Origin of the sequence: Lutibacter sp. B1, assembly GCF_012524075.1 — a bacterium.
Lineage (GTDB): Bacteria > Bacteroidota > Bacteroidia > Flavobacteriales > Flavobacteriaceae > Lutibacter.
This window is the reverse complement of the sequence record NZ_JAAZUI010000002.1, coordinates 118,439-140,144: the sequence shown is the minus strand read 5'-3', so window position 1 is coordinate 140,144 and position 21,706 is coordinate 118,439. Positions and strand designations below refer to the sequence as shown.

Annotated in this window: 21 protein-coding genes; 2 read left to right on the top strand and 19 right to left on the bottom strand. The window is 29.2% G+C overall.

The features are described 5' to 3' along the window. Window positions 1–70: 70 nt before the first annotated feature. The 11 genes from HGB55_RS02050 to HGB55_RS02000 form a co-directional block, all read right to left on the bottom strand. Window positions 71–1,003 (bottom strand): peptidylprolyl isomerase, encoded by a 933-nt coding sequence (locus tag HGB55_RS02050; protein WP_168814168.1) that lies wholly within the window; start codon window positions 1,001–1,003, stop codon window positions 71–73. 60 nt (window positions 1,004–1,063) lie between these two features. Next, window positions 1,064–4,243 (bottom strand): S41 family peptidase, encoded by a 3,180-nt coding sequence (locus tag HGB55_RS02045; protein ID WP_168814167.1) that lies wholly within the window; start codon window positions 4,241–4,243, stop codon window positions 1,064–1,066. Between the two features lie 132 nt (window positions 4,244–4,375). Beyond that, window positions 4,376–4,531, bottom strand: a complete 156-nt coding sequence (locus tag HGB55_RS02040; RefSeq protein WP_168814166.1) for a hypothetical protein — start codon at window positions 4,529–4,531, stop codon at window positions 4,376–4,378. A 47-nt stretch (window positions 4,532–4,578) separates the two neighbouring features. Further along, window positions 4,579–5,451 carry a nucleoside phosphorylase gene (locus HGB55_RS02035; protein WP_168814165.1) on the bottom strand — a complete coding sequence of 291 codons (873 nt, stop codon included), beginning with the start codon at window positions 5,449–5,451 and terminating at the stop codon, window positions 4,579–4,581. Between the two features lie 5 nt (window positions 5,452–5,456). Beyond that, window positions 5,457–5,807, bottom strand: a complete 351-nt coding sequence (locus HGB55_RS02030; protein WP_168814164.1) for a translation initiation factor — start codon at window positions 5,805–5,807, stop codon at window positions 5,457–5,459. A gap of 40 nt (window positions 5,808–5,847) precedes the next feature. Then, a complete protein-coding gene (locus HGB55_RS02025) occupies window positions 5,848–6,021 on the bottom strand; it encodes a gliding motility protein GldL (RefSeq protein WP_168814163.1) in 174 nt (57 codons plus the stop codon). Further along, window positions 6,018–6,965, bottom strand: a complete 948-nt coding sequence (locus HGB55_RS02020; RefSeq protein ID WP_168814162.1) for an isopenicillin N synthase family oxygenase — start codon at window positions 6,963–6,965, stop codon at window positions 6,018–6,020. The genes HGB55_RS02025 and HGB55_RS02020 overlap by 4 nt, the downstream gene beginning before the upstream one ends. Window positions 6,966–7,003: 38 nt before the next feature. After that, window positions 7,004–7,696 carry a DUF6048 family protein gene (locus HGB55_RS02015; protein WP_168814161.1) on the bottom strand — a complete coding sequence of 231 codons (693 nt, stop codon included), beginning with the start codon at window positions 7,694–7,696 and terminating at the stop codon, window positions 7,004–7,006. Continuing rightward, the gene (locus tag HGB55_RS02010; protein WP_168814159.1) at window positions 7,662–8,144 is read right to left on the bottom strand and encodes a DUF6452 family protein; all 483 of its coding nucleotides are present in this window, start codon (window positions 8,142–8,144) and stop codon (window positions 7,662–7,664) included. The genes HGB55_RS02015 and HGB55_RS02010 overlap by 35 nt, the downstream gene beginning before the upstream one ends. Before the next feature lie 6 nt (window positions 8,145–8,150). Beyond that, window positions 8,151–9,560 (bottom strand): 23S rRNA (uracil(1939)-C(5))-methyltransferase RlmD, encoded by a 1,410-nt coding sequence (gene rlmD, locus HGB55_RS02005; protein WP_168814157.1) that lies wholly within the window; start codon window positions 9,558–9,560, stop codon window positions 8,151–8,153. A gap of 76 nt (window positions 9,561–9,636) precedes the next feature. Beyond that, window positions 9,637–10,056: a c-type cytochrome gene (locus tag HGB55_RS02000; RefSeq protein WP_168814155.1), complete on the bottom strand. Its 420-nt coding sequence runs from the start codon at window positions 10,054–10,056 to the stop codon at window positions 9,637–9,639. A gap of 272 nt (window positions 10,057–10,328) precedes the next feature. Here HGB55_RS02000 and rocD point away from each other — a divergent pair, with 272 nt between their 5' ends. Continuing rightward, complete coding sequence (rocD, locus tag HGB55_RS01995) at window positions 10,329–11,570, top strand: ornithine--oxo-acid transaminase (protein WP_168814153.1); 1,242 nt, start codon at window positions 10,329–10,331, stop codon at window positions 11,568–11,570. Between the two features lie 38 nt (window positions 11,571–11,608). Here rocD and HGB55_RS01990 read toward each other — a convergent pair whose 3' ends face one another. Next, window positions 11,609–13,378: a DEAD/DEAH box helicase gene (locus HGB55_RS01990; protein ID WP_168814151.1), complete on the bottom strand. Its 1,770-nt coding sequence runs from the start codon at window positions 13,376–13,378 to the stop codon at window positions 11,609–11,611. Between the two features lie 92 nt (window positions 13,379–13,470). Next, window positions 13,471–14,865 carry a hypothetical protein gene (locus HGB55_RS01985; RefSeq protein ID WP_168814149.1) on the bottom strand — a complete coding sequence of 465 codons (1,395 nt, stop codon included), beginning with the start codon at window positions 14,863–14,865 and terminating at the stop codon, window positions 13,471–13,473. Window positions 14,866–15,031: 166 nt separating this feature from the next. On the opposite strand from HGB55_RS01985, the gene HGB55_RS01980 reads away from it, so the two are divergent. Further along, window positions 15,032–16,657, top strand: coding sequence for an ABC-F family ATP-binding cassette domain-containing protein (locus HGB55_RS01980; RefSeq protein WP_168814147.1), 1,626 nt, complete (start codon window positions 15,032–15,034; stop codon window positions 16,655–16,657). A 27-nt stretch (window positions 16,658–16,684) separates the two neighbouring features. On the opposite strand, the gene HGB55_RS01975 is transcribed toward HGB55_RS01980, so the two are convergent. From HGB55_RS01975 to HGB55_RS01950, 6 genes are all read right to left on the bottom strand, one after another. Continuing rightward, complete coding sequence (locus tag HGB55_RS01975; protein WP_168814139.1) at window positions 16,685–17,146, bottom strand: hypothetical protein; 462 nt, start codon at window positions 17,144–17,146, stop codon at window positions 16,685–16,687. 10 nt (window positions 17,147–17,156) lie between these two features. Continuing rightward, a complete protein-coding gene (locus HGB55_RS01970) occupies window positions 17,157–17,783 on the bottom strand; it encodes a hypothetical protein (protein WP_168814138.1) in 627 nt (208 codons plus the stop codon). A gap of 34 nt (window positions 17,784–17,817) precedes the next feature. Continuing rightward, window positions 17,818–18,360, bottom strand: coding sequence for an RNA polymerase sigma factor (locus tag HGB55_RS01965; protein WP_371807791.1), 543 nt, complete (start codon window positions 18,358–18,360; stop codon window positions 17,818–17,820). 59 nt (window positions 18,361–18,419) lie between these two features. Continuing rightward, window positions 18,420–19,874, bottom strand: coding sequence for a TonB-dependent receptor (locus HGB55_RS01960; protein ID WP_168814137.1), 1,455 nt, complete (start codon window positions 19,872–19,874; stop codon window positions 18,420–18,422). Window positions 19,875–19,995: 121 nt separating this feature from the next. Beyond that, window positions 19,996–21,396: an NAD(P)(+) transhydrogenase (Re/Si-specific) subunit beta gene (locus HGB55_RS01955; protein ID WP_168814136.1), complete on the bottom strand. Its 1,401-nt coding sequence runs from the start codon at window positions 21,394–21,396 to the stop codon at window positions 19,996–19,998. Continuing rightward, window positions 21,396–21,704, bottom strand: coding sequence for an NAD(P) transhydrogenase subunit alpha (locus tag HGB55_RS01950; protein WP_168814135.1), 309 nt, complete (start codon window positions 21,702–21,704; stop codon window positions 21,396–21,398). The genes HGB55_RS01955 and HGB55_RS01950 overlap by 1 nt, the downstream gene beginning before the upstream one ends. Between the last annotated feature and the right edge of the window lie 2 nt (window positions 21,705–21,706).

Genomic DNA, 21,706 nt, shown 5'->3' with positions numbered 1-21,706 from the left:
CTCAAATATACTAAAAAAGAAAAGCATTGGTTTTACCAATGCTTTTAAATATATAACTATTTGAATCAGTTTAATTTACACTCATCAATTCAACATCAAAAATTAATGTTGCATCAGGAGGAATTACACCACCTGCACCACGGCTTCCGTATGCTAAATCTGAAGGAATTACCAAACGTGCTTTGTCTCCAACTTTTAATAATTGTAAACCTTCATCCCAACCCGGAATTACTTGTCCTATTCCTACAGTAAAATCTATAGGTTGTTTGCGTTGGTATGACGAGTCAAAAACTTGTCCGTCTAATAATTGACCTTTATAATGTACGGAGATCATACTTCCTTTTGTGGCTTTTTTACCATTACCTTCTTGTAAAATTTTATAGCGTAAACCACTTGGAGTTTCATCATAACCGGCAGCAATTTTGTCCATTTGTTCTTTCATTGCTTTTTTTGCTTCAGCTTCTCTTTTAGCTCTTGAACCTTCAAAAACTCTAAAAGCTTCAACTGCATTAAATTTTTCTGCAGCTTCGCCAACTCTAATAATTTCAAGTGTTTCAATAACATCATTTTGAGCAATTGCATCAACAATATCTTGTCCTTCAACAACTTTTCCAAAAACAGTATGTTTGTTATCTAACCAAGGAGTAGCAACGTGTGTTATAAAAAACTGACTTCCGTTTGAAGCTGGTCCAGAATTTGCCATTGATAAAATCCCTGGCCCATTATGTTTTAAATCAGGATGAAATTCATCATCAAAATTATATCCCGGAGAGCCTGTTCCTGTACCTAAAGGGCAACCTCCTTGAATCATAAAATCAGCAATAACTCTATGAAATTTTAATCCGTTATAATAAGGAGTTCCTTGTGGTTTTGAATTGTTTTCTAAATTACCTTCAGCTAAAGCAACAAAGTTACCTACAGTTCCCGGTGTTTTTTCAAATTCTAAGTTTACTAGTATTTCACCTTTTGTGGTGCTAAATTTTGCGTATAATCCGTTATTCATTTTCTTAATTTTTTAAGCTTTGCAAAGATACAATCTTTCTTTTAAATGAAATAATAAAGGCTATTTATTCAATTTATTAAGTACAATTTCTATTGCTTTATCTAATTGAGGATGTTTATTATTTATTCGATCTTTAAAATCTTCACCAATATAAATATCTGGGCTCACACCTTCTTTTTCTAAATCTTTTCCATCTAAAGTATAACAGCCCCAAGATGGTAAGCGGTAATATGACCCGTCAACCAAACTTTTTCCAGAAGTAAATATAATCCAACGGTAAGTTTCTGTACCAATAATAGTACCTAAACCAAGAGCTTTAAAACCTGCGGCTGTCATTTCAGCATCAGAAAGGGATTGCTCATTTATAAGAAGTACTATTGGTTTATCAGAATACCCAAAATTAGATTGTTTTGCTAATTTCCCCTCTCTGTATTTCCAATTCAAATAGGTTTTTTGACTTAAAAAGCGCAACACTTCGTCATGAACATTTCCTCCGGTATTGTAACGTAAATCAAAAATTAAGGCTTCCTTATCTGCTTCTTTACTGCTCACCAAATCTTCTTTAAATTTTTGTAATTCTCCGCCACCCATATTTTTCATATGAACGTAAGCAATTCTGTTATTTGATTTTAAATCTACATAATTTTGATTTTCATCTTGCCATTCATCGTATAATAAACTTCTAATTTTACTTGAAGAAACAGGATGTGTATTTACTGTAAATTCACTTCCATTTCTATCAAAAGTTAATTTAATTTCATTTTTAAATGAGGGTGAAGTAAAGTACTTTTCTCTATTTTCTTTAAAATCAATTTTTATATCATTAATAGCAATTAGTTTATCATCTTTTCTAATATTTTTTTCATTAAGATCTGTTGGACTGTTTTTTATGATTTTTTCAACGGTATAAGGATTTTCATTGTTGAATACAATCCCTGTTGCCATAGATCGAGTTCCGTAATATACTTTTTCTTCATCACCATTTGAGCTAAAACCGAAGTGTGAGGTATTAAGTTCTCCAAGCATATCATTAAAAATTAGCTTTAAATCGCTTCTGCTTGAAATATATGGTAAATATGCAGCGTATTGATCTCTTAATTTTTGCCAGTTTTGCCCGTGGAAATTTTCATTGTAATAATTTTCTTCAAATCCGGCCCAAGCTTCATAGTACATTTGTTCAAATTCTTTAGAAAGAGACTTGTTAAATGTATAATCCATTTTAATTTCTTCTAATTTTCCCGAATCAATAGTTAACGTATTTATAGTTCCATCAAGAAGTATATAATTTTCTTTTTCTGAAGAGACTAATTGATAATCCCAAACTTTTTTATCACTAATTCTTTCCGTTTTATTTTCTTCAAATGGCTCTAAGGTTGTTTTCCATAATTGATAATCGCCTTCGCCGTGATTTGAGGTATAAATAATATACGTTTTATCATCTTTTTCAATTACTGAAGGATTCAGTTGTTGACCAAAACGAGGACTTATGGTTATTAAACGGTCCATTAATCCGTTTGGATTAATTTTTACTATCGGTTTTTCTTTTTTCTTATCATCTTTTTTATCCTTGTCTTCTTTCTTTTTGGAATCTTCATCATCTTTATCCTTATTTTCTTCTTTAAATAGTTCGTTATACTTTTCTATTTTAAAAGGTTCATCAAATTTTTCTAATGCCATTTGATAAATTTTAGAATTTTCTGTTCCGTAAGGATAGCTGGGTTGTGTTTTATCAGAAGAAAAATAGATGTATTTTCCGTTAGGAGACCAAATTGGAGAGGATTCAGAAACTTTGGTATTGGTTAAATTTAAACTGTTTTTTGAATTTAGGTTGTAAACAAAAATATCGGTTTCAAAATCTCTGTAAGCATTGTAAATTATATATTTATCATCTGGTGAAAAATAAGGATTTGAATTGTAAAACCCCCAAAGTTCATCACTAACAATTACTGTACTTGTAAAAGTGGTTAAATCCATTAAGCAAATATCATTACGTCCTCTTAAATAAACACCTTGTGTTAAATCGTTGTTAAACGTTATTTGACGGTTATTTTGTGTGTTTTTAGTAAGCGGTTTCTCTTTTGAAGTACCATCAGCATTAATTGTAAACCAATTGTAATATCCGTTATAGGATTGTGAATACAGCAAGGTTTTATTGTTTTTCAGCCATTTAACTTCTTTCACAGCTTCTTTAGAATTGGTTTCAATTTCAGCTATAAATTTTCCTTTAATATCAGATACAAATAGTTTTCCTCTTGAAATAAATGCAATTTTTTTCTCATCAGGAGAAATATCAAAAAAAGTAATTTTACCTTTTACATTGTATGATTTTTCTTTGTTTAAAGTGTTGTTTTCTACAATTTTAATTTTAGGTTTAACAGTTTTTCCACTGGCAACATCATATACAAATATTTGATAATCTTTTCTGAAAACTATTTTTTCACCATTGGCACTTACTTTTGGCCACATAATGGAAGTTTCAAATTGAGTAAGTTGCTTTTTTACGCCATTGCTTAAAGTATATAAGTTGTACTCATCATTTGCTTCATCACACATAAAATAGAGGTTTCCATTTTTATCAAATGTTGCACCAAAATCTTTTCCTCTATACGTTGTATGTTTTTTAAACTCTTTGGTTTTTAAATTATAGGATTTTATATCAGGATTGTAATCTCCTTTATACCTTTTTCTATGTGCAAATATTCCACTTTCCCAAGATTCATTAAAGTAAATTTCATCATTTAAAGGATTTTGAACTACATTGTGAATGGTGTTAAAATAATTATCAAATACTCTTACAGGTGTGCCACCATTTTTAGAAATGCTATAAGTTGTTACTGAATTGTACCTGCTTGAAGTAAAATAAATTTTTGAGTTATCCCAACTCCAAGAAGTAACATTGTCAGCACTTTCATGAAATGTTAGTTGTGTAATTTTTCCTCCATTTAAAGGCATTATATAAATATCATTATTTCCATATTGATTACTTGAAAAAGCTAACCATTTTCCATCAGGTGATACGCTTGGATTAGTTTCATTACCATCCATAGCAGTTAACCTGTAGGCATCACCACCAGTTGTAGGAACTTTCCATAAATCACCTTGGTAACTAAATATAATAAATTCAGCATCAGGGGTTAAGGTTGGTTTTAGAGTGAAATAAGGTTCGGTGTTTTGAGAGTTTACAACTAATGTAATTAAATAGATTTGTAGACTAAAAAGGAAGCGTACTAAATTATTCATGTATAAATAGCATTATAAGTTTAAAAAAAACTGTTATTAAACTTTAAATATACTATATTAAAGAAGGTAGGATTCTTATTTTTTTGTTAAAAAAAACCGCTTAATCAGCGGTTATAAATATTTTTAAAACTGTTATTTTGCTTTTGCAATTGTATTTTCTTGAGAAGTGTTTTGCTCAATTTTTTGAGCATCACTAGTTAAACCACATCCTTTTTTTGATGATTTACATGCACTAAAAGATATTAATGTAAAAATAACTATAGATAAAAGTAATGTAATTTTTTTCATTTTTTTACAGGATTTTAATTAATGAACGAACTAATATATAATTTATTTTATAAACACAATTTATTTAATGTATAAATTATAAGTTCTTCAACCGGTTTGTATGGGTTTTCGCTAAAAGTTCCATTAGCTCTATTAGCAATTATTGCATTCATAGAACAAGCTTCGTGACCTAATAATTTCGCTAAACCATAAATGGCTGATGTTTCCATTTCAAGGTTTGTAACTCTAATACCATTAAATTCAAAATTATCAATTTTTTGGTTTAGTTCCGGGTCTTGAATTGCTAATCTAAGAACTCTTCCTTGTGGTCCGTAAAAACCACCGGCTGTGCCCGTAACTCCAGCAAAAACTTTGTCACTTATTAATTTTTTTTCTAAAACTTTACTGTTTTTTACAATGTAAGGTCTGGCTTTTTTTGTACTCCAATTTGTGTGTTTTATAAAAGCATCTTCAATTTCAGTTTCTAAAATATGTTCACAATTATAGGAAAGTAACATACCATCAAAACCTAAACCATATTTTGCCAACACAAAACTATCTACCGGAATATAACTTTGTAGTGATCCTGAAGTTCCAATTCTAACAATATTAAGTTTTGTATGTTCTTTTTTAATAGTTCTTGTTTTTAAATCAATATTTACCAAGGCATCTAGTTCATTCATTACAATATCAATATTATCAGGACCTATTCCTGTTGATATTACTGAAATTTTAGTTCCTTTATAAGTCCCTGTAATTGTTCTAAATTCACGTTTTTGAGTTTCAAACTCAATAGTTTCAAAATGTTCAGCAACTTTAGGTACTCTATTTTGATCTCCAACAAAAATTATATTGGTTGCAATGTTTTCAGGCTTTAAATTTAAGTGGTAAATACTACCATCGGGATTTAAAATTAACTCTGATTCTGCTATTTTACTCATAATTATTATCCGCCTACACGTTTTATATTATATCCTTCTTTTTTAAGGATTTCCATTATTTTATCTCTATAATTACCCTGAATTATAATTTCATTGTCTTTTACACTTCCTCCAACACCACATTTTGTTTTTAGTAATTTACCTAATGTTTTTAAATCATCTTCACTTCCAACAAAACCTGTAATAACCGTCACGGTTTTACCGGCTCTTCCTTTGTTTGAAAAAAGGGCTTCTAAATATTGTTTGTTTGGAGGTAAGGTTTCTTGTTCGTCTTGTTTTTCAAATTCAAAATTATCATTTGTAGAAAAAACAAAACCTCCCAAATCTTCTAAGTTATTTAATTTTTTTTTACTCATTTTGTGTGAAAAAGTACTAGTGACAAAGCTAAGAAAAACATTAGTTATTTTTTAGCTTTCCCCATATAAATAATAATGCGGCTAAAAGTTCAAAAACAAGTCCAATAGCCATTATTAAATTTGATTGTGACCAATTGAATAATTTTGAAATACCACCAATTAAAAGTAAAAAAATACCAAATGTGAAAAATGATATTATTTTTTTAGTTATCATTTTAGTAAACCTAATTCTTTTAAACGTTCATTTAAAAATTCACCTGCAGTAATATCGTCATAAACTTTTGGTCTAACTTCATCTATACATTCAGGTAAACAATTTAAAGGCATATTTCCAACAGGGTGTGTAAAAAACGGAATAGAATAGCGAGATTTACCCCATTCTTCTCTTGGTGGATTTACTACTCTATGTATTGTAGAACGTAATTTATTGTTTGTTAAACGTTCTAACATATCACCCACATTTATTACTAATTGTTCAGGTAATGCTGTAACGGGAATCCATTCTCCTTTTTTATTTTGAACTTCTAATCCTGAAGCAGAAGCACCCATTAATAAAGTTATTAAATTAATATCTCCATGGGCGGCAGCTCTAACAGCACCTAAGGGTTCACCTTTAATAGGAGGATAGTGTATTGGGCGTAAAATACTATTGCCATTAATAACATATTTATCAAAATAAAATTCGTCTAATCCGGCATATAAGGCTAACGCACGTAAAACGTAAATTGCAGTTTTTTCAAGCATTTTATAGGCTTCCATTCCTGTTTTATTAAAATCGGGAACTTCTTTCACTATTACATTTTTTGGATATTCAGTTTTTAGTTTATCGTTACCAACAACTTCTTGTCCAAAATGCCAAAATTCTTTTAAATCTCCTTCTTTTTTTCCTTTTGCACTTTCTTTTCCAAATGAAGTATATCCTCTTTGTCCACCAATTCCATCAATTTCGTAAGATTGCTTTATTTCTTCCGGAAGATCAAAAAAGTTTTTAACTTCTTTATATAGTTTTTCAGAAAGTTCGTCTGATAAAAAATGTCCGCGAAGCGCAACAAAACCTATTTCTTCATACGCTTCTCCAATTTCTTTAATAAATTTTTGTTTTTTTTGAGGATTCTCTGATAAAAAATCAGCTAAATCCACACTTGGAATATTTTTCATAAATTAAAATATTTGTTAGTTTTTAAGATAATAAAAAATTATTTATCTTTTTTAATTAGCGGTATTAAGTAAGTAATTGTATAATTAAAACCAGATCCCAAATCGTTTGAAAAAACACGATTGAATCCCGGAACATAAAGATTTTTAAAATTATCAGGTTCTTTAGTTTTAATAATTACTTTGAATTGATAACTTGCTCCTAAATATAAATTATTAAATGTTTCAACTTTAATTCCGAAAATAAATTCTGCCCATTGAGCTGTTAAATCTTTAAATTCAGTATTAGCTTTAATTAGATTTGGATCAAAATAAGTACCTTTTATATTTGGATAATAGCTGTTTAACGTTTGGTCAAAAAAACTGAATCCGTATCTTAAACCAATATAAATTTCGTTATTCATGCCTTTCCAATTTTCGTAGGCATTATAATTTACCCCTGCTTTAATATATGAACCTTTTGTAGTAAAGTTCATATAATCTTCATCGGTAGTTTTATCTTCATAACCTAATTCAACAGCGGCATAATAGTTTCTTAAAAACCTGTAATCACCAACTATTTCGAGTCCTTTTTTTTCACTTTCAAATATTGATATTATTGGTTTACTAATATCTATACCAACTCTAAGTCCGTATTTTTCTTTAATTTTTACAGAATCTTTTTGAGTTTGTGCAGTTACAGAAAAAGCAACAAATAAATTAATGGAAAATAATAATATGCGTAGCTGTTTCATTTTCAATAGTTGAGTTATTAATTACAATTGAATTAATCCAATTTTCAGTATTGCTTTCAATAGTTAAATTTTCGTAGATGGTTTTATAACCACATGATCTAGAGATAAATATATCATTTCTGTTATAAGCAAAATTTATTTCATCTTCGGTATCAATTTGATCATCAGTATCCGTTTCAAATTCAGTAGAAACAAATTTATATAACGTATTTTCAGAATTTACATCTAATGGTATTGCAATAGAATCAAGAGATTTGTTAACGTATAAACTGTCCTTACTATTTGCCCAAACAGTTAACGATTTAACTTGTTTTTTTAGATACGTAGTGTCTTTATTATAAAACGTGATAATTAATTTTGGTGTAGTTGGTTCAATACAAATATCATCTTTTTCACAACTTAAAATAGCTATAATTGAGATGAAGATAAAGACTAAATATTTTTTCATTTTGTATTATTTTAATTCTAAAAGAACTACATTTTCAACGTGATGCGTTTGGGGAAACATATCTACTGCCTGAGTTTTTATAATTTTATACTGTTCTTTCATTAAAGCCAAATCTCGTGCTTGTGTTGCAGAATTACAACTAACATACACAATTCTTTTTGGCGAAATTTCTAAAATTTTCGCAACAACATTTTTATGCATTCCATCTCGTGGCGGATCGGTTATTATTACATCCGGTTTTCCGTGTTTTTTTATAAAACTATTATTGAAAACATCTTTCATATCACCTGCATAAAACTCAACGTTGTTTATGTTGTTTAATTGTGCATTTAGTTTGGCATCTTCAATAGCTTCAGGGACAGATTCTACTCCAATAACTTTTTTGGCATTTTTCGCAACAAACTGAGCAATTGTACCTGTTCCGGTATAAAAATCATATACAATTTCATTACCTCTTAAATTAGCAAAATTCCGTGTTATTTTATACAATTCATACGCTTGTGCTGAATTTGTTTGGTAAAAGGATTTTGGGCCAATTTTAAATTTTAGGCCTTCCATTTCTTCAAAAATATGATCTTTTCCTTTAAAAAGTAGTATATTTTGATCGTACAATGTATCGTTTCCTTTATTGTTTATCACATATTGAAGTGAAGTTATTTGAGGAAATTCATTTATAACAGCATTTAATAACGCTTCTCTTTTAGATTTGCTTTCTTTAAAAAATTGAATTACAAGCATAATTTCACCTGTAGATGAAATACGCAACATTATTGTACGTAAAAAACCGGATTGTTCACGAGGGTTATAAAATTCTAAATTATGTTTTATGCCGTAGTTTTTAATAAAATTTCTAATTTGGTTTGAAGGATCTTCTTGTAAATGACATTTTTTTATATCCAAAATTTTATCCCACATTCCGGAAATATGAAATCCGCAAGCATTTCTATTATCAATCTCTTTGGTTGAATTTATTTCTGAAGGAGTTAACCAGCGGCTGTTAGAAAATGAAAACTCCATTTTATTTCTGTAAAAATATGTTTCCTTACATCCTAAAATAGGAGTAATCTCAGGCAATTCTAGGTGACCAATTCGCTTCAAATTATTTATAACTTCATTTTCTTTATAAGCCAGTTGGTGCTTATACAACATATGTTGCCATTTACAACCACCACAATATTCAAAATGTTCACATATTGGTTTGGTTCTTTTATCAGAATATTTATGAAATTTTACTGCTGTACCTTCAAAATAAGCTTTTCTTTTTCTTCCGGTTTTAATATCAACAACATCTCCGGGAACTGTATTTGTTAAAAAAATAACTCTACCATCAGGAGCTTTAGCAACAGTTTTACCTCTAGCACCTGCATCTATAACTTCAATATTTTCGAAAATATATTGTTTATTTTTTCTTGCCATTTTGCAAATGTACCATTTTAGCATAAAAAAAGCACCTCTATTTTAGAGATGCTTTAACTTTTTTATATGAAATTTATTATTTTATACTTCTCATGTAAGCAGATAGTGCAGCCAATTCGTCTCCGGTTAAGTCTTTTACAAAACTATCTAAGTTGGCTTTCATAATTGCAACTTGTCCAGGGTCTGTATCAACTATTGCAGGAGATTCTCCTTTTAAGAATTTTACAATGTTACCATTTTGTTCTGAGTAAACTTTATTGATATCCTTAATTGATGGTCCAATAACTTTAGTATCAGGTTGGTGGCACGTTGCACAAGTTTTATCTGTAAAAAGTTTTTTACCTAACTCAACATTATCAACAACAGCTTCTTTAACTTCTTCTTTAGCAGTCTCTACCGTAGTTTCAACCTCTTTTTTTACTTCTTCTTTCTTTTTTTCACCGCAACTTGCAAAAAATAGCGCAGCTAATCCTAAAACTAATACTGATTTTTTCATTTTTTTAATTCTATTAAGTGTTCACACAAATTTATTTAAATAATTTAAATGTTAGTGTAATTTTTATAACAAAAGAGTTATTTAAATTAATTTACAATCATTCTAAATAATGTAATTTTTTATTATATTTTTAATAAGTAAGGACGATGATTTAAGTGACTTTTACCATCCTGTTTTCTTAAAATATTTTGTAATTTGCAGTTTAAATAGGATGATTTCTCTCCTGAAGAAGGAATTGATATTTTTCAATTTTTAAATAATTTTTTATTAAGATGATCTCAGAAAAAAATTCATCACAACAAGCAATCGATTTAGAAGATAATTACGGAGCTCATAACTATCATCCATTACCTGTAGTTTTAAGTAGAGGTGAAGGTGTTTATGTTTGGGATGTAGATGGCAAACGTTATTACGATTTTTTATCGGCTTACTCGGCAGTAAATCAAGGACATTGTCACCCCCAAATTATTAAAGCACTTAATAAGCAAGCAAATAGTTTAACATTAACTTCACGAGCATTTTATAATGATGTGCTTGGTAAGTATGAAAAATTTGTAACCGAGTATTTTGGTTTAGAGAAGGTATTACCAATGAATACCGGTGCTGAAGCAGTTGAAACAGCTATTAAATTATGTAGAAAATATGCTTATGAGAAAAAAGGAATTCCTGAAAACAAAGCTGAAATTATTGTTTGTAAAAACAATTTTCATGGTCGTACAACCACTATAATATCATTTTCCAATGATGAAGATGCACGTAAAAATTTTGGACCTTATACTGAAGGTTTTATTAAAATTGAATATGATAATATTGATATTTTAGAAGAAACATTAAAGACCAATAAAAATATAGCCGGATTTTTAGTTGAACCAATACAAGGTGAAGCAGGAGTTTATGTTCCGGCTGATGGTTATTTGTCTAAAGCAAAAGCTTTGTGCGAAAAATATGGTGTTTTATTTATTGCTGATGAAGTTCAAACAGGAATTGCCAGAACAGGAAAATTATTGGCAGTAAATCACGAAAATGTAACTCCTGATATTTTAATTTTAGGAAAAGCATTGAGTGGTGGTGTTTACCCGGTTTCTGCTGTTTTAGCAAATAATGATATTATGGATGTTATTAAACCGGGACAACATGGTTCAACATTTGGTGGAAATCCTTTAGCTTGCGCAGTTGCAATTGCGGCTCTTGAAGTTATTAAAAACGAAAATTTAGCCGAAAATGCTGAAAAATTAGGAAAACTGTTTAGAAGTGAATTGCAAAAATTTATTAAAACTAACAGCCTCATAAAATTAGTTAGAGGTAAAGGATTGTTAAATGCAATTGTTATTAATGATACTGAAGATAGTTCAACAGCTTGGGATATTTGCTTAAAATTACGCGATAATGGTTTGTTGGCTAAACCTACACATGGCAATATAATAAGATTTGCTCCTCCTTTGGTAATGAATGAAGAACAATTATTGGATTGTGTATCCATAATTAAAAAAACAATTATAGAATTTCAATCATAAAAAAAAGCGGCTTTAAGCCGCTTTTTTTATTTCTATTTTTATCGTTTTCTTCTTTTCGGACTTTTATTTCCTCCTCCAAAAGCACTTTTATTGTCTGAACGTTTTCTTCCAAATCCTCCAAAATCATTTTTAGGTTTGTTGTCTCTGGTTCTTTTACGATTTCCATTACTTCTTCCGCCTCTTCCTGTACGTTGCTTTGTAGTAATTTCAACATTTACTTTTCTACCGTCAAAAGTAACATCGTTTTGCTCAAAAGCTGAGATGGTATTCGACTCATAATTTTTATCTAATTCAAAAAATGAAAAAGTATCTAAAATTTCAATTTGCCCAATCTCAATATTTTGTCCAATTTTTTGGTCATTTATCAAACCAATTAATCTTGAAGGATTTAGTTTGTCTTTTCTACCAATATTGATAAAGAAACGAGTCATGTTTTCATCATTTCGTCGCTTACCTCTACTGTCAATTCCTTTCATATGCTCACTATCATTTAAATCAGGAGCATTTTCATAGTATGTTAAAAATGTATTGAACTCAATAGAAACAAATCTTTTAATTAATTCTTCACGATTTAATCCTTCTAATTTTTCATAAATAGATGGTAAAAAATCTTTAATTTCAGTCTCATTTATTTCAATATCGTGTACTTTATCAATTAATTTGAATAATTGATTTTGGCAAATTTCTTTTCCTGTAGGTATTGGAGTGTTAACAAACTTTTTACCAATTATTCTTTCAATAGGATGTAATTTATTTTTTTCTCGGGCTGTAACAATAGCAATTGAAATACCTTCTTTACCTGCACGTCCGGTTCTACCGCTACGGTGGGTGTAAGACTCTATTTGATCCGGTAATTTATGGTTTATTACGTGTGTTAAATCATTAACGTCTAAACCTCTGGCAGCCACATCTGTTGCTACTAAAATTTGTAAATGTTTTTTACGGAATTTTTCCATTACACTGTCACGTTGTGCTTGAGATAAATCTCCGTGAAGCGCATCTGCATTGTAACCGTCTTTTATTAATTTATCAGCAATTTCTTGAGTTTCTCTTCTTGTTCTACAGAAGATGATGCTATAAATATCAGGATTAACATCAGCAATTCTTTTTAAAGCTGCATATCTGTTTCTTTCAGAAACTACATAATATTGATGTGAAACCTGATCGGATCCTTTATTTTTTTGACCTGCACTAAGTTCAACAGGTTTATACATATAGTTTTTAGCAATACTTTCTACTTCTTGAGGGAATGTTGCCGAGAACAATAAAGTTTGTTTTTCTTTTGGTGTTACAGCTAAAATTTGATCTAATTCATCTTTAAAACCCATGTTTAACATTTCATCAGCTTCATCTAAAACAAGCCATTTAATGTTTGAAAGTTTTAATTGTTTTCTATTAATTAAATCTACTGTTCTACCAGGAGTTCCAACTACAATTTGAACACCTCTTTTAAGTTTTCTTATTTGTTCATCAATATTGGTACCACCATATACTGCTGCCGTTTTTACACCATTAGTATATTTTGAAAATTCAGTAATATTATTAGCTATTTGTAAAGCTAACTCACGTGTTGGAGATAAAATTATTGCTTGGGTATCATTGCTATTAGTATCAATTTGTTCTAAAATTGGTAAACTAAATGCTGCAGTTTTTCCTGTTCCTGTTTGTGCAAATGCTTTTAAATCTTGTTTTGAAGTTAAAACTTGCGGAATTGCTTGTAATTGAATTTCTGTAGGATTTTCGTATCCTAAATCGGTTAAGGCCTTAACTATATTTAGGTTAAGCCCTAGTTCTTTAAATGTAGACATTCTGTATATATTATTGATTTACAGACGCCCATCTATAAACCGGTTAAAAATCGGGCAAAGGTACATTTAAATTTGAGGTAAACAGAAAAAAACTAGTTTTTTTCTAATTTATTTATTTCGGAAGTAAGTTTTCTCGAATCCAAATAAGTAAAACCATTTTCAACAACACCTTTGTTGTTTACAATAATTACTCTTGGATACTTGCTGGTTAAGTAGTTATATGCGTAACTGTTGCCGGTTAATTTATATTGTTTGGCAGAATCTAATTGTTTTAAATAAGGATCAGCAATTAAATTATCATTAGAGGTTTTCATATTTATACCTACAAATAAAACATTTGGATGAGTTTTTTCTAAATATTTTATGCGGTTTATTAAATATTCTGATGACATATACTCGGTAGACCAAAAGTAAATAACTGTATTTTGATCTTTTATAATATCATTTATTGTTAATGTTGAATTATTGTATTTAGTTACATCAAAATTATGTATTGGTTGGTTATTAACTACATATTTACTGTCATTTACTAAACTTTCTACTTGTTCAATAAATTTTTGGTTTGTGCAATTTTTTAAGAAAATATCTAACGCTTCGTTATTTATACTACAAGTAGATTCGCTTTTTAAAAAATCATTTACAATTACTCTTTTTAATAAAGTGTTTTTAATATTTTCAGATTCAATATTTTCATTTATTGAATTTAAAACATTAACTGTCATATTATTTTTTGTGCTATCTTTTTCTTTAAGTTCATAACTTAAATGGTATAAATAACTTATTAAATAATTTTGATAAGGATAGAATGAAAGTAAACTTTCTTCGTTGAGATTTATTTGATCTCTATAATTATAAAAATCTTCTGAAATTTCAGGAATTTTATCAAGGTTATGTACTCTTTTATAATAATAAGGATAAACTTCTTTTAATCTGTCTAAAGGAAAATTGATAGCAGCATTACTAAGTTTTTCAAAGCCTTCTGTTACAGTATTATCTTCATGAGCAACGAAATCTTTATAAATAGAATTTTTCTCAGCAGACAGAGAATCTATTTTTTGCATAAAATCATGTTCATCCAAATAAAAATTTTGGTACATATACTTTTCTTCTTTTTCATTTTGTAAAAATAAATTAATTAAGAATTCATTTTTACTACTTCCATTACCACTAAAAACTATTGATTCATCAAAATCCCATGTATTTAGTCTTACTAAAATACTATCGGTAGGTTCAAAATAAATATATTGAAATTCACCTCCATGTTTAAAAGTGTACAATCCTTCATCTAAAGATTGATATTCTTTTAAAAATCTATTGTTATTATCAAGTGTTAATGTGTCAATTACAACATCATCTTTTAAAAATAGTACATATTTATCTTTTGGATTTACAATTTGTCCTCCAAAATATGCAGTGCTATTTTGTTTGTTTGTTGTGGTACAACTAACACTTAAAGTTAACAATATGAGATTTATAAAATATTTCATTGAGATTGAATTATCACAAAAATACATACAACTACAGAGTTTGCTTGTTAATGAGATGTTAAATGTTTTTTTACCAAATTATCTGAAAAAAATTAACTTTTAATTAAATATTGATAGTTAATCTATTTTTATACTTTTGCAGCGCAATTTAAAATAAAAATATATAATGCTTTCAGTATCAAATTTATCTGTTCAATTCGGTAAACGAATTTTGTTTGATGAAGTAAATACAAAATTTACGATAGGGAATTGTTACGGAATAATTGGAGCCAATGGTGCAGGAAAATCAACGTTTTTAAAAATTCTATCTAGTGAAATTGAGCCAACATCCGGACATGTAATTTTAGAGCCGGGAAAACGTATGTCGGTTTTATCTCAAGACCACTTTGCTTTTGATCAGTATCAGGTTTTAGATACCGTTATGATGGGAAATAAAAAGCTTTTTGAGGTTAAAAAAGAAATGGATGCTATTTATGCAAAACCCGATTTTTCTGAAGCTGATGGAATAAAAGCCGGAGAACTTGGCGTTGAGTTTGAAGAAATGGGAGGATGGAATGCAGAAAGTGATGCTGCAACATTATTGTCATCTTTAGGAATTAAAGAAGAAATACATTATTCTTTAATGAGTGAGTTGGACGGAAAATCTAAAGTACGTGTTTTATTGGCTCAAGCTTTATTTGGAAATCCTGATGTGTTGATAATGGATGAGCCTACTAACGACCTTGATTTTGAAACTATTGGGTGGTTAGAAAACTTTTTGGCAAATTATGATAATACAGTAATAGTTGTATCTCACGACCGTCACTTTTTAGATGCCGTTTGTACGCATATTTCCGATATTGATTTTGGTAAAATCAATAATTATTCCGGGAATTATACTTTTTGGTACGAATCGAGCCAATTAGCAGCTAAACAAAGAGCTCAGCAAAGTAAAAAAGCTGAAGATAAAAAGAAAGAGTTGGAAGAGTTTATTCGTCGTTTTTCTGCCAACGTTGCAAAGTCAAAACAAGCAACCAGTCGTAAAAAAATGATTGAAAAATTAAATGTTGATGAAATTAAGCCTTCAAGCAGAAGGTATCCTGCTATAATTTTTGATAGAGAGAGAGAAGCCGGAGACCAAATTTTAAATGTTGAGCATTTATCAAAATCTACTGAAGAGGAAGTGTTGTTTAAAGATATTAGCTTTAATTTAAATAGAGGAGATAAAGTAGCTTTAATATCTAAAAACTCAAGAGCGGTTACAGCTTTTTATGAAATATTAAATGAAAATTTAAAAGCTGATGGAGGTAAATTTCAATGGGGAGTTACTACAACACAATCGTATTTACCTTTAGATAATACTGAATTTTTTACTGATTCTAATTTAAATTTGGTTGACTGGTTACGCCAATATGCTAAAACAGAAGAAGAAAGAGAAGAGGTTTATTTAAGAGGATTTTTAGGGAAGATGATTTTTAGTGGAGAAGAAGCACTTAAAAAATGTAATGTACTTTCAGGTGGTGAAAAAGTAAGATGTATGCTTTCCAGGATGATGATGATTAGAGCTAATGTGTTAATGTTAGACGAGCCTACAAATCACTTAGATTTGGAATCAATACAAGCTTTCAATAACTCTTTAAAAAACTTTAAAGGAACAGTTATATTTTCAACTCATGATCACGAGTTTGCACAAACAGTAGCAAACAGAATAATTGAGATAACACCAAACGGAGTTATTGATAAATTTTCTTCATTTGATGAATATTTAGATGATCCTAAAATTAAAGAATTAAGAGATAAAATGTATTTATAATAAAAAGGGAGCAATTTGCTCCCTTTTTTATTGTTTACCTCCTTGGTATCTATGTCTTCGTCCGTATTCCATTAAAAGTTGTTTGTTAAAATCATTTTCAGATTTTTGGAGCTGAACTATTTTTTTTGCTGAAATAATTTTAGATAATTCCAAAAACATCTGTTTTTTATTTTCTGTTATTTCATTTTCAATTTGTATTGTACTGTCTAACAGCTTTTTTGCTTCTTTTTCAGATAAATTGCTAATATTGTTTTTCTCCAATCTTTCATCAAAACGAAGTATATTTTTTAAAGAGATTTTTAAATCTTGAATTTTATAGGTGTATTTATTATAAACCGGCCAAAATTTTTCAGCTTCGGCAGGAGTCAAATTTATGGCATCGGTTAAATATGAAGTTTTCAATAAACGAATATTTTGTCTGTTCATTTGCCTTTGAGCAACTATTGTAGTAGTTGTAAATATAAATAGTATAAACAGTATTTTTTTCATTTTTTCATTTTTAATTGTCATAAATAATTTCTTCCAAATCTTTTCCTTTTAAATAATCTTCTACTTCTTCATCAGAAAGCGTATTACTATAATCATTATAAGTAATTTCCACATCAGAAAATGCTGTTTCCAAAGTTATATTATCTATTTCAATAGTTCCATTTTCAATTAAGGTTTCTATTTCTGAAGTTGCTAACGAGTCAAAAGTAATATTTACCGATTTTTGATTAAGTGTAAATATTAATAGGAGTGATGCTGCAACAGCTACACTAACAGGAGCAATAAGCTGAATAACTTTGTTTTTAAATACAACCGATTTTGAAGGATTTTTTATTTTATTGAAAATAGCATCCTCAATTGTATTAAAGTAATCTTCCGGAATTTTTTCTTCATTTTTAGTTTGTAAAACTTCGGCTTTTAATTTTGAAATTACAATATCTTCAAATGTATCGAAATAGTTTTCGGGTGTTTTAAACGAAGGTTTTAATGTTTTACTTTGTAAATTTTCAATACTAATTGTGTTTAAAACGCTCACTTCAATACTTTCAAAATAGTTTTTAGGTACAGTAAAACCAATTTTTTTTGATTTTAGTGAACTTAATTTTGGTGCTATTTTATGTAATTCATTTTTTTTCATAACTATTAATAAGACTCATTATAAGCAATTTGGTTTAATGAGTTTTTAAGTAATCTTCAATCTTTTTTACTGCATGAAAATAAGATGCTTTTAAAGCTCCTACCGAGGTTCCCAGTATTTCGGACATGTCTGTATATTTCATCTCATCAAAATATTTCATATTAAATACCAGTTGTTGTTTTTGTGGTAATGTAACAATAGCTTTTTGGAGTAATAATTGAATTTCATCTCCTGAAAAATAGCTGTCGGACGTTAAATCTTCTGCCATAGTATGCTGTAATACGCTAATATCTACATTATGTTTTGCTGCTTTTTTATTTATGAATGAAATTGCTTCGTTGGTTGCAATTCTGTATATCCAAGAAAATAATTTACTTTCTTCTTTAAAAGAATGTATGTTTTTAAATACTTTGATAAATGTGTTTTGAAGTACATCATCAGTATCGTCATGTGAAAGCACAATTTTTCTAATATGCCAATACAATCGTTTTTTGTATAACAACATTAGCTTACGAAAGGCTTGCTCTTGCGTAGCTGGGTTTTTTAGTTGTGCAACTAATAAATTATCGTCTGTCACGTACTCTTTTTTTGTTGTTAGACGATTAAAATTAAGAAAGGTTTAAATTAAAACAAAACTTATTTAAGTTTAGCAAACCTTCTTCTGGAATAACCAAATAAACGGTGATCTTTAATTGTTGCGGCAATTCCTTTAGGGAGCATTTCTTCCCAGCCTTTTTCACCATTGGCAATCATATTAAGTACAGTTTGTGAGAAAATATCTAATATATCAGGGTCAAAATCTTTTATATCAACTACTTTACCGTTATATTTAAAGAATTTATATAATTCTTTCATACGTGGATGTACTTTTAAATTATCACTTGTTCTTATTTCACCGGTACGTTGATCTTTTAGAGGATATAAGTAAACTTTCAAGTCTTTAAAGAATAGTTTACCAAATGCTTCTAAAATGCCACCGCTTAAATTACGGTAATATTTTTCATCAAATATTTGGATAAAACTGTAAACACCCATTGCTAAACCAATACGAGCTTTTGTAAATTCAGAAAAATATTCAACTAGTTTATAATATTCCTGATAATTTGTAATCATCACATTTTGTCCAAGTGAACATAATAATTCTGCTCTATCTAAAAAATCTCGTTCATCAATTTCTCCTTCAGAACTTAAATTAGCCAATGTAATTTCAAAGATTATTTTGGTATTATTTTTAGCAACTTTATTTTCTTTTAAAAACATTTCTTCGGCCAGTTTATACATATCCATATTTACCTTAGTAACGGGTCTAAAACTACCTCTAAGTGCTAAAATATTGGCTTTGTATAATTGTTGAGCGGGCAATAGGTTATTTCCGTCCGGACCAAACATTACAGCATTTGTCATTTCGTTTTTCACTAATAACAAACTCATAAGCCTATTGTCTATATAAGAAAAACGAGGACCGGAGAAATTAATCATATCAATTTCAATCTGAATTTTATGTAAATTGTCGTATAACGATTTTAAAAGTTCTTTGGGTTTATCATTTAAATAATAGGCGCCATAAATTAGGTTAACACCTAATATGCCAAGAGTTTCTTGTTGTAATTTAGCGTCGGTTTCTTTAAAACGAACGTGAAGTATAATTTCGTTATAATCTTCAAGAGGATCTAATTGAAACTTGATTCCAACCCAACCATGACCTTTAAATTTTCTTGCAAAATCAATTGTTGTAACTGTATTGGCATACGAAAAAAACATTTTTTGTGGATGAATTTTTCTACTTAATCTATCTTCAATGATTTCTATTTCATAAGAAAGCATTTTTTTAAGTCTTTCTTCCGTAACATAGCGGTTATAACTTTCAGCACCATAAATAGCATCAGAAAATTCTTTATCGTAAGCACTCATTGCTTTTGCAATTGTGCCAGATGCTCCTCCGGCTCTAAAAAAATGTCTAACGGTTTCTTGTCCTGCGCCTATTTCTGCAAAAGTTCCATAAATATATTTGTTCAAATTTATTTTTAGAGCTTTTGTTTTGCTAGTAGGAGTATCATTAATTTCTATATCACCTTTTAATTTTAAAGCCATTTTTGTTTTTTTAGTTACGTAACAAAATTAATAAAAATTGACGGTTCAGCTAAAAATATTTTTTTTAATAAAAAAAGGGGAAAGATAATCTTTCCCCTTTTTGTAAATGGTAAATGATTGATTACATATTTTTTAGCTCATTAACTAAATCTGTTAAAGCAGCTTTGGCGTCACCAAAAAGCATTGAAGTTTTTTGATTATAGAATAATTCGTTTTCAATACCTGCATAACCAGGTTTCATACTTCGTTTGTTTACAATAATATGTTTGGCATTTTCTACATCTAAAATTGGCATACCATAAATTGGGCTTGAAGGGTCGTTATGAGCTGCAGGGTTAACAACATCATTAGCACCAACAACCAATACAACATCGGTATTTGGAAAATGAGGATTGATATCGTCCATTTCAACTAGTTTGCTATAATCTACATTACTTTCAGCCAATAAAACATTCATGTGACCAGGCATTCTTCCAGCAACAGGATGAATAGCATATTTTACATTCACACCTTTTTTTGTAAGTAATTCTTCTAATTCATGAATAACATGTTGAGCTTGTGCTACAGCTAAACCGTATCCCGGTACAATTACTACATTACTTGAATAATTCATCATTACAGCAGCATCACTGGCACTTGTTTTTTTGATATTACCTCCAATCTTTCCTCCTGTAGTACCAGCAACTTCAGCACCACCAAAAGCACCAAATATTACATTAGATAAGGAGCGGTTCATGGCTTTACACATTGCAAAAGTTAAAATTAATCCGGCAGATCCCACTAAAATACCACCTACAAGCATAACCATGTTATTGTATAGTACACCTGTAATAGCGGCAGCAATACCTGTTAATGAGTTTAAAAGTGAAATTACCACAGGCATATCCGCTCCACCAATTGGAACTACAAATAAAAAGCCATAAACTAATGCGGCTAAAAGTAAAATATAAATTAAAAACAAACTATCAGTATCCATTAATACAATGTATGTTCCAAAAGCAATAAGTGCTAAGAACATGATATTATTTATAAGATTGTATTTAGGGAGTCTTATATCTTTCATAGAGCCATTTAATTTAGCCCAAGCCACTAAACTTCCTGTAAATGTGATACTACCAATTATAATAGCTGCTAAAATTGTTACTAATATTGATGAAGGAGCTTTTAATGATTCTTCTACTCCTACATTTTTACTAAATTCAATTAAACCAATAAGCAAAGCACTTGCTCCTCCAAATCCGTTAAAAAGAGATACCAATTCAGGCATTTTTGTCATTTCAACTTTAATGGCAATTATATAACCAATAATTCCTCCAATTACAATTGCAGTACCAATAAGTGAATAAATAATTGTTGGAACCTCTTTTTCAGCTAAGAAAATAGTACCTAAAATAGCAATTGCCATACCTAATGCCGAAATGAAATTACCTTTTTTAGCTGTTTCTGGATGTCCAAGTAATTTTAAACCGATAACAAAAGCTACGGTTGAGATCAAATAGATAATACTTAAAGTTATACTCATTATTTTTTCTTTTTAAACATTTGTAACATTCTGTCGGTTACGGCATACCCACCAACTACATTTATTATTCCAAGTACTACAGCTATAAAACCTAATGTTAATGATAAATAATCATTAGGGTTTGATTGTAGCATAACTAAAATTGCTCCAACAATCACAACTCCACTTAAAGCGTTTGCTCCAGACATTAGAGGTGTGTGTAATACTGTTGGTACGTTTTTAATTAACTCTAATCCAATAAATATAGCAAGTATTAGAATGTATATTAATTGGATGTCATTTTTTATAAATTCAATAAAATCAGTCATAT

What these genes read in the sequence shown, in the direction of transcription:
- HGB55_RS01980 (WP_168814147.1), top strand. Translation starts at nt 15,032, where the DNA reads ATGCTTTCAGTATCAAATTTATCTGTTCAATTCGGTAAACGAATTTTG.
- HGB55_RS02025 (WP_168814163.1), bottom strand. Translation starts at nt 6,021, where the DNA reads ATGATAACTAAAAAAATAATATCATTTTTCACATTTGGTATTTTTTTA.
- rlmD (WP_168814157.1), bottom strand. Translation starts at nt 9,560, where the DNA reads ATGGCAAGAAAAAATAAACAATATATTTTCGAAAATATTGAAGTTATA.
- HGB55_RS02000 (WP_168814155.1), bottom strand. Translation starts at nt 10,056, where the DNA reads ATGAAAAAATCAGTATTAGTTTTAGGATTAGCTGCGCTATTTTTTGCA.
- rocD (WP_168814153.1), top strand. Translation starts at nt 10,329, where the DNA reads ATGATCTCAGAAAAAAATTCATCACAACAAGCAATCGATTTAGAAGAT.
- HGB55_RS01960 (WP_168814137.1), bottom strand. Translation starts at nt 19,874, where the DNA reads ATGGCTTTAAAATTAAAAGGTGATATAGAAATTAATGATACTCCTACT.
- HGB55_RS02030 (WP_168814164.1), bottom strand. Translation starts at nt 5,807, where the DNA reads ATGAGTAAAAAAAAATTAAATAACTTAGAAGATTTGGGAGGTTTTGTT.
- HGB55_RS02045 (WP_168814167.1), bottom strand. Translation starts at nt 4,243, where the DNA reads ATGAATAATTTAGTACGCTTCCTTTTTAGTCTACAAATCTATTTAATT.
- HGB55_RS02015 (WP_168814161.1), bottom strand. Translation starts at nt 7,696, where the DNA reads ATGAAACAGCTACGCATATTATTATTTTCCATTAATTTATTTGTTGCT.
- HGB55_RS02020 (WP_168814162.1), bottom strand. Translation starts at nt 6,965, where the DNA reads ATGAAAAATATTCCAAGTGTGGATTTAGCTGATTTTTTATCAGAGAAT.
- HGB55_RS01990 (WP_168814151.1), bottom strand. Translation starts at nt 13,378, where the DNA reads ATGTCTACATTTAAAGAACTAGGGCTTAACCTAAATATAGTTAAGGCC.
- HGB55_RS02010 (WP_168814159.1), bottom strand. Translation starts at nt 8,144, where the DNA reads ATGAAAAAATATTTAGTCTTTATCTTCATCTCAATTATAGCTATTTTA.
- HGB55_RS02040 (WP_168814166.1), bottom strand. Translation starts at nt 4,531, where the DNA reads ATGAAAAAAATTACATTACTTTTATCTATAGTTATTTTTACATTAATA.
- HGB55_RS02035 (WP_168814165.1), bottom strand. Translation starts at nt 5,451, where the DNA reads ATGAGTAAAATAGCAGAATCAGAGTTAATTTTAAATCCCGATGGTAGT.
- HGB55_RS01985 (WP_168814149.1), bottom strand. Translation starts at nt 14,865, where the DNA reads ATGAAATATTTTATAAATCTCATATTGTTAACTTTAAGTGTTAGTTGT.
- HGB55_RS01970 (WP_168814138.1), bottom strand. Translation starts at nt 17,783, where the DNA reads ATGAAAAAAAATGAATTACATAAAATAGCACCAAAATTAAGTTCACTA.
- HGB55_RS01955 (WP_168814136.1), bottom strand. Translation starts at nt 21,396, where the DNA reads ATGAGTATAACTTTAAGTATTATCTATTTGATCTCAACCGTAGCTTTT.
- HGB55_RS02050 (WP_168814168.1), bottom strand. Translation starts at nt 1,003, where the DNA reads ATGAATAACGGATTATACGCAAAATTTAGCACCACAAAAGGTGAAATA.
- HGB55_RS01950 (WP_168814135.1), bottom strand. Translation starts at nt 21,704, where the DNA reads ATGACTGATTTTATTGAATTTATAAAAAATGACATCCAATTAATATAC.
- HGB55_RS01975 (WP_168814139.1), bottom strand. Translation starts at nt 17,146, where the DNA reads ATGAAAAAAATACTGTTTATACTATTTATATTTACAACTACTACAATA.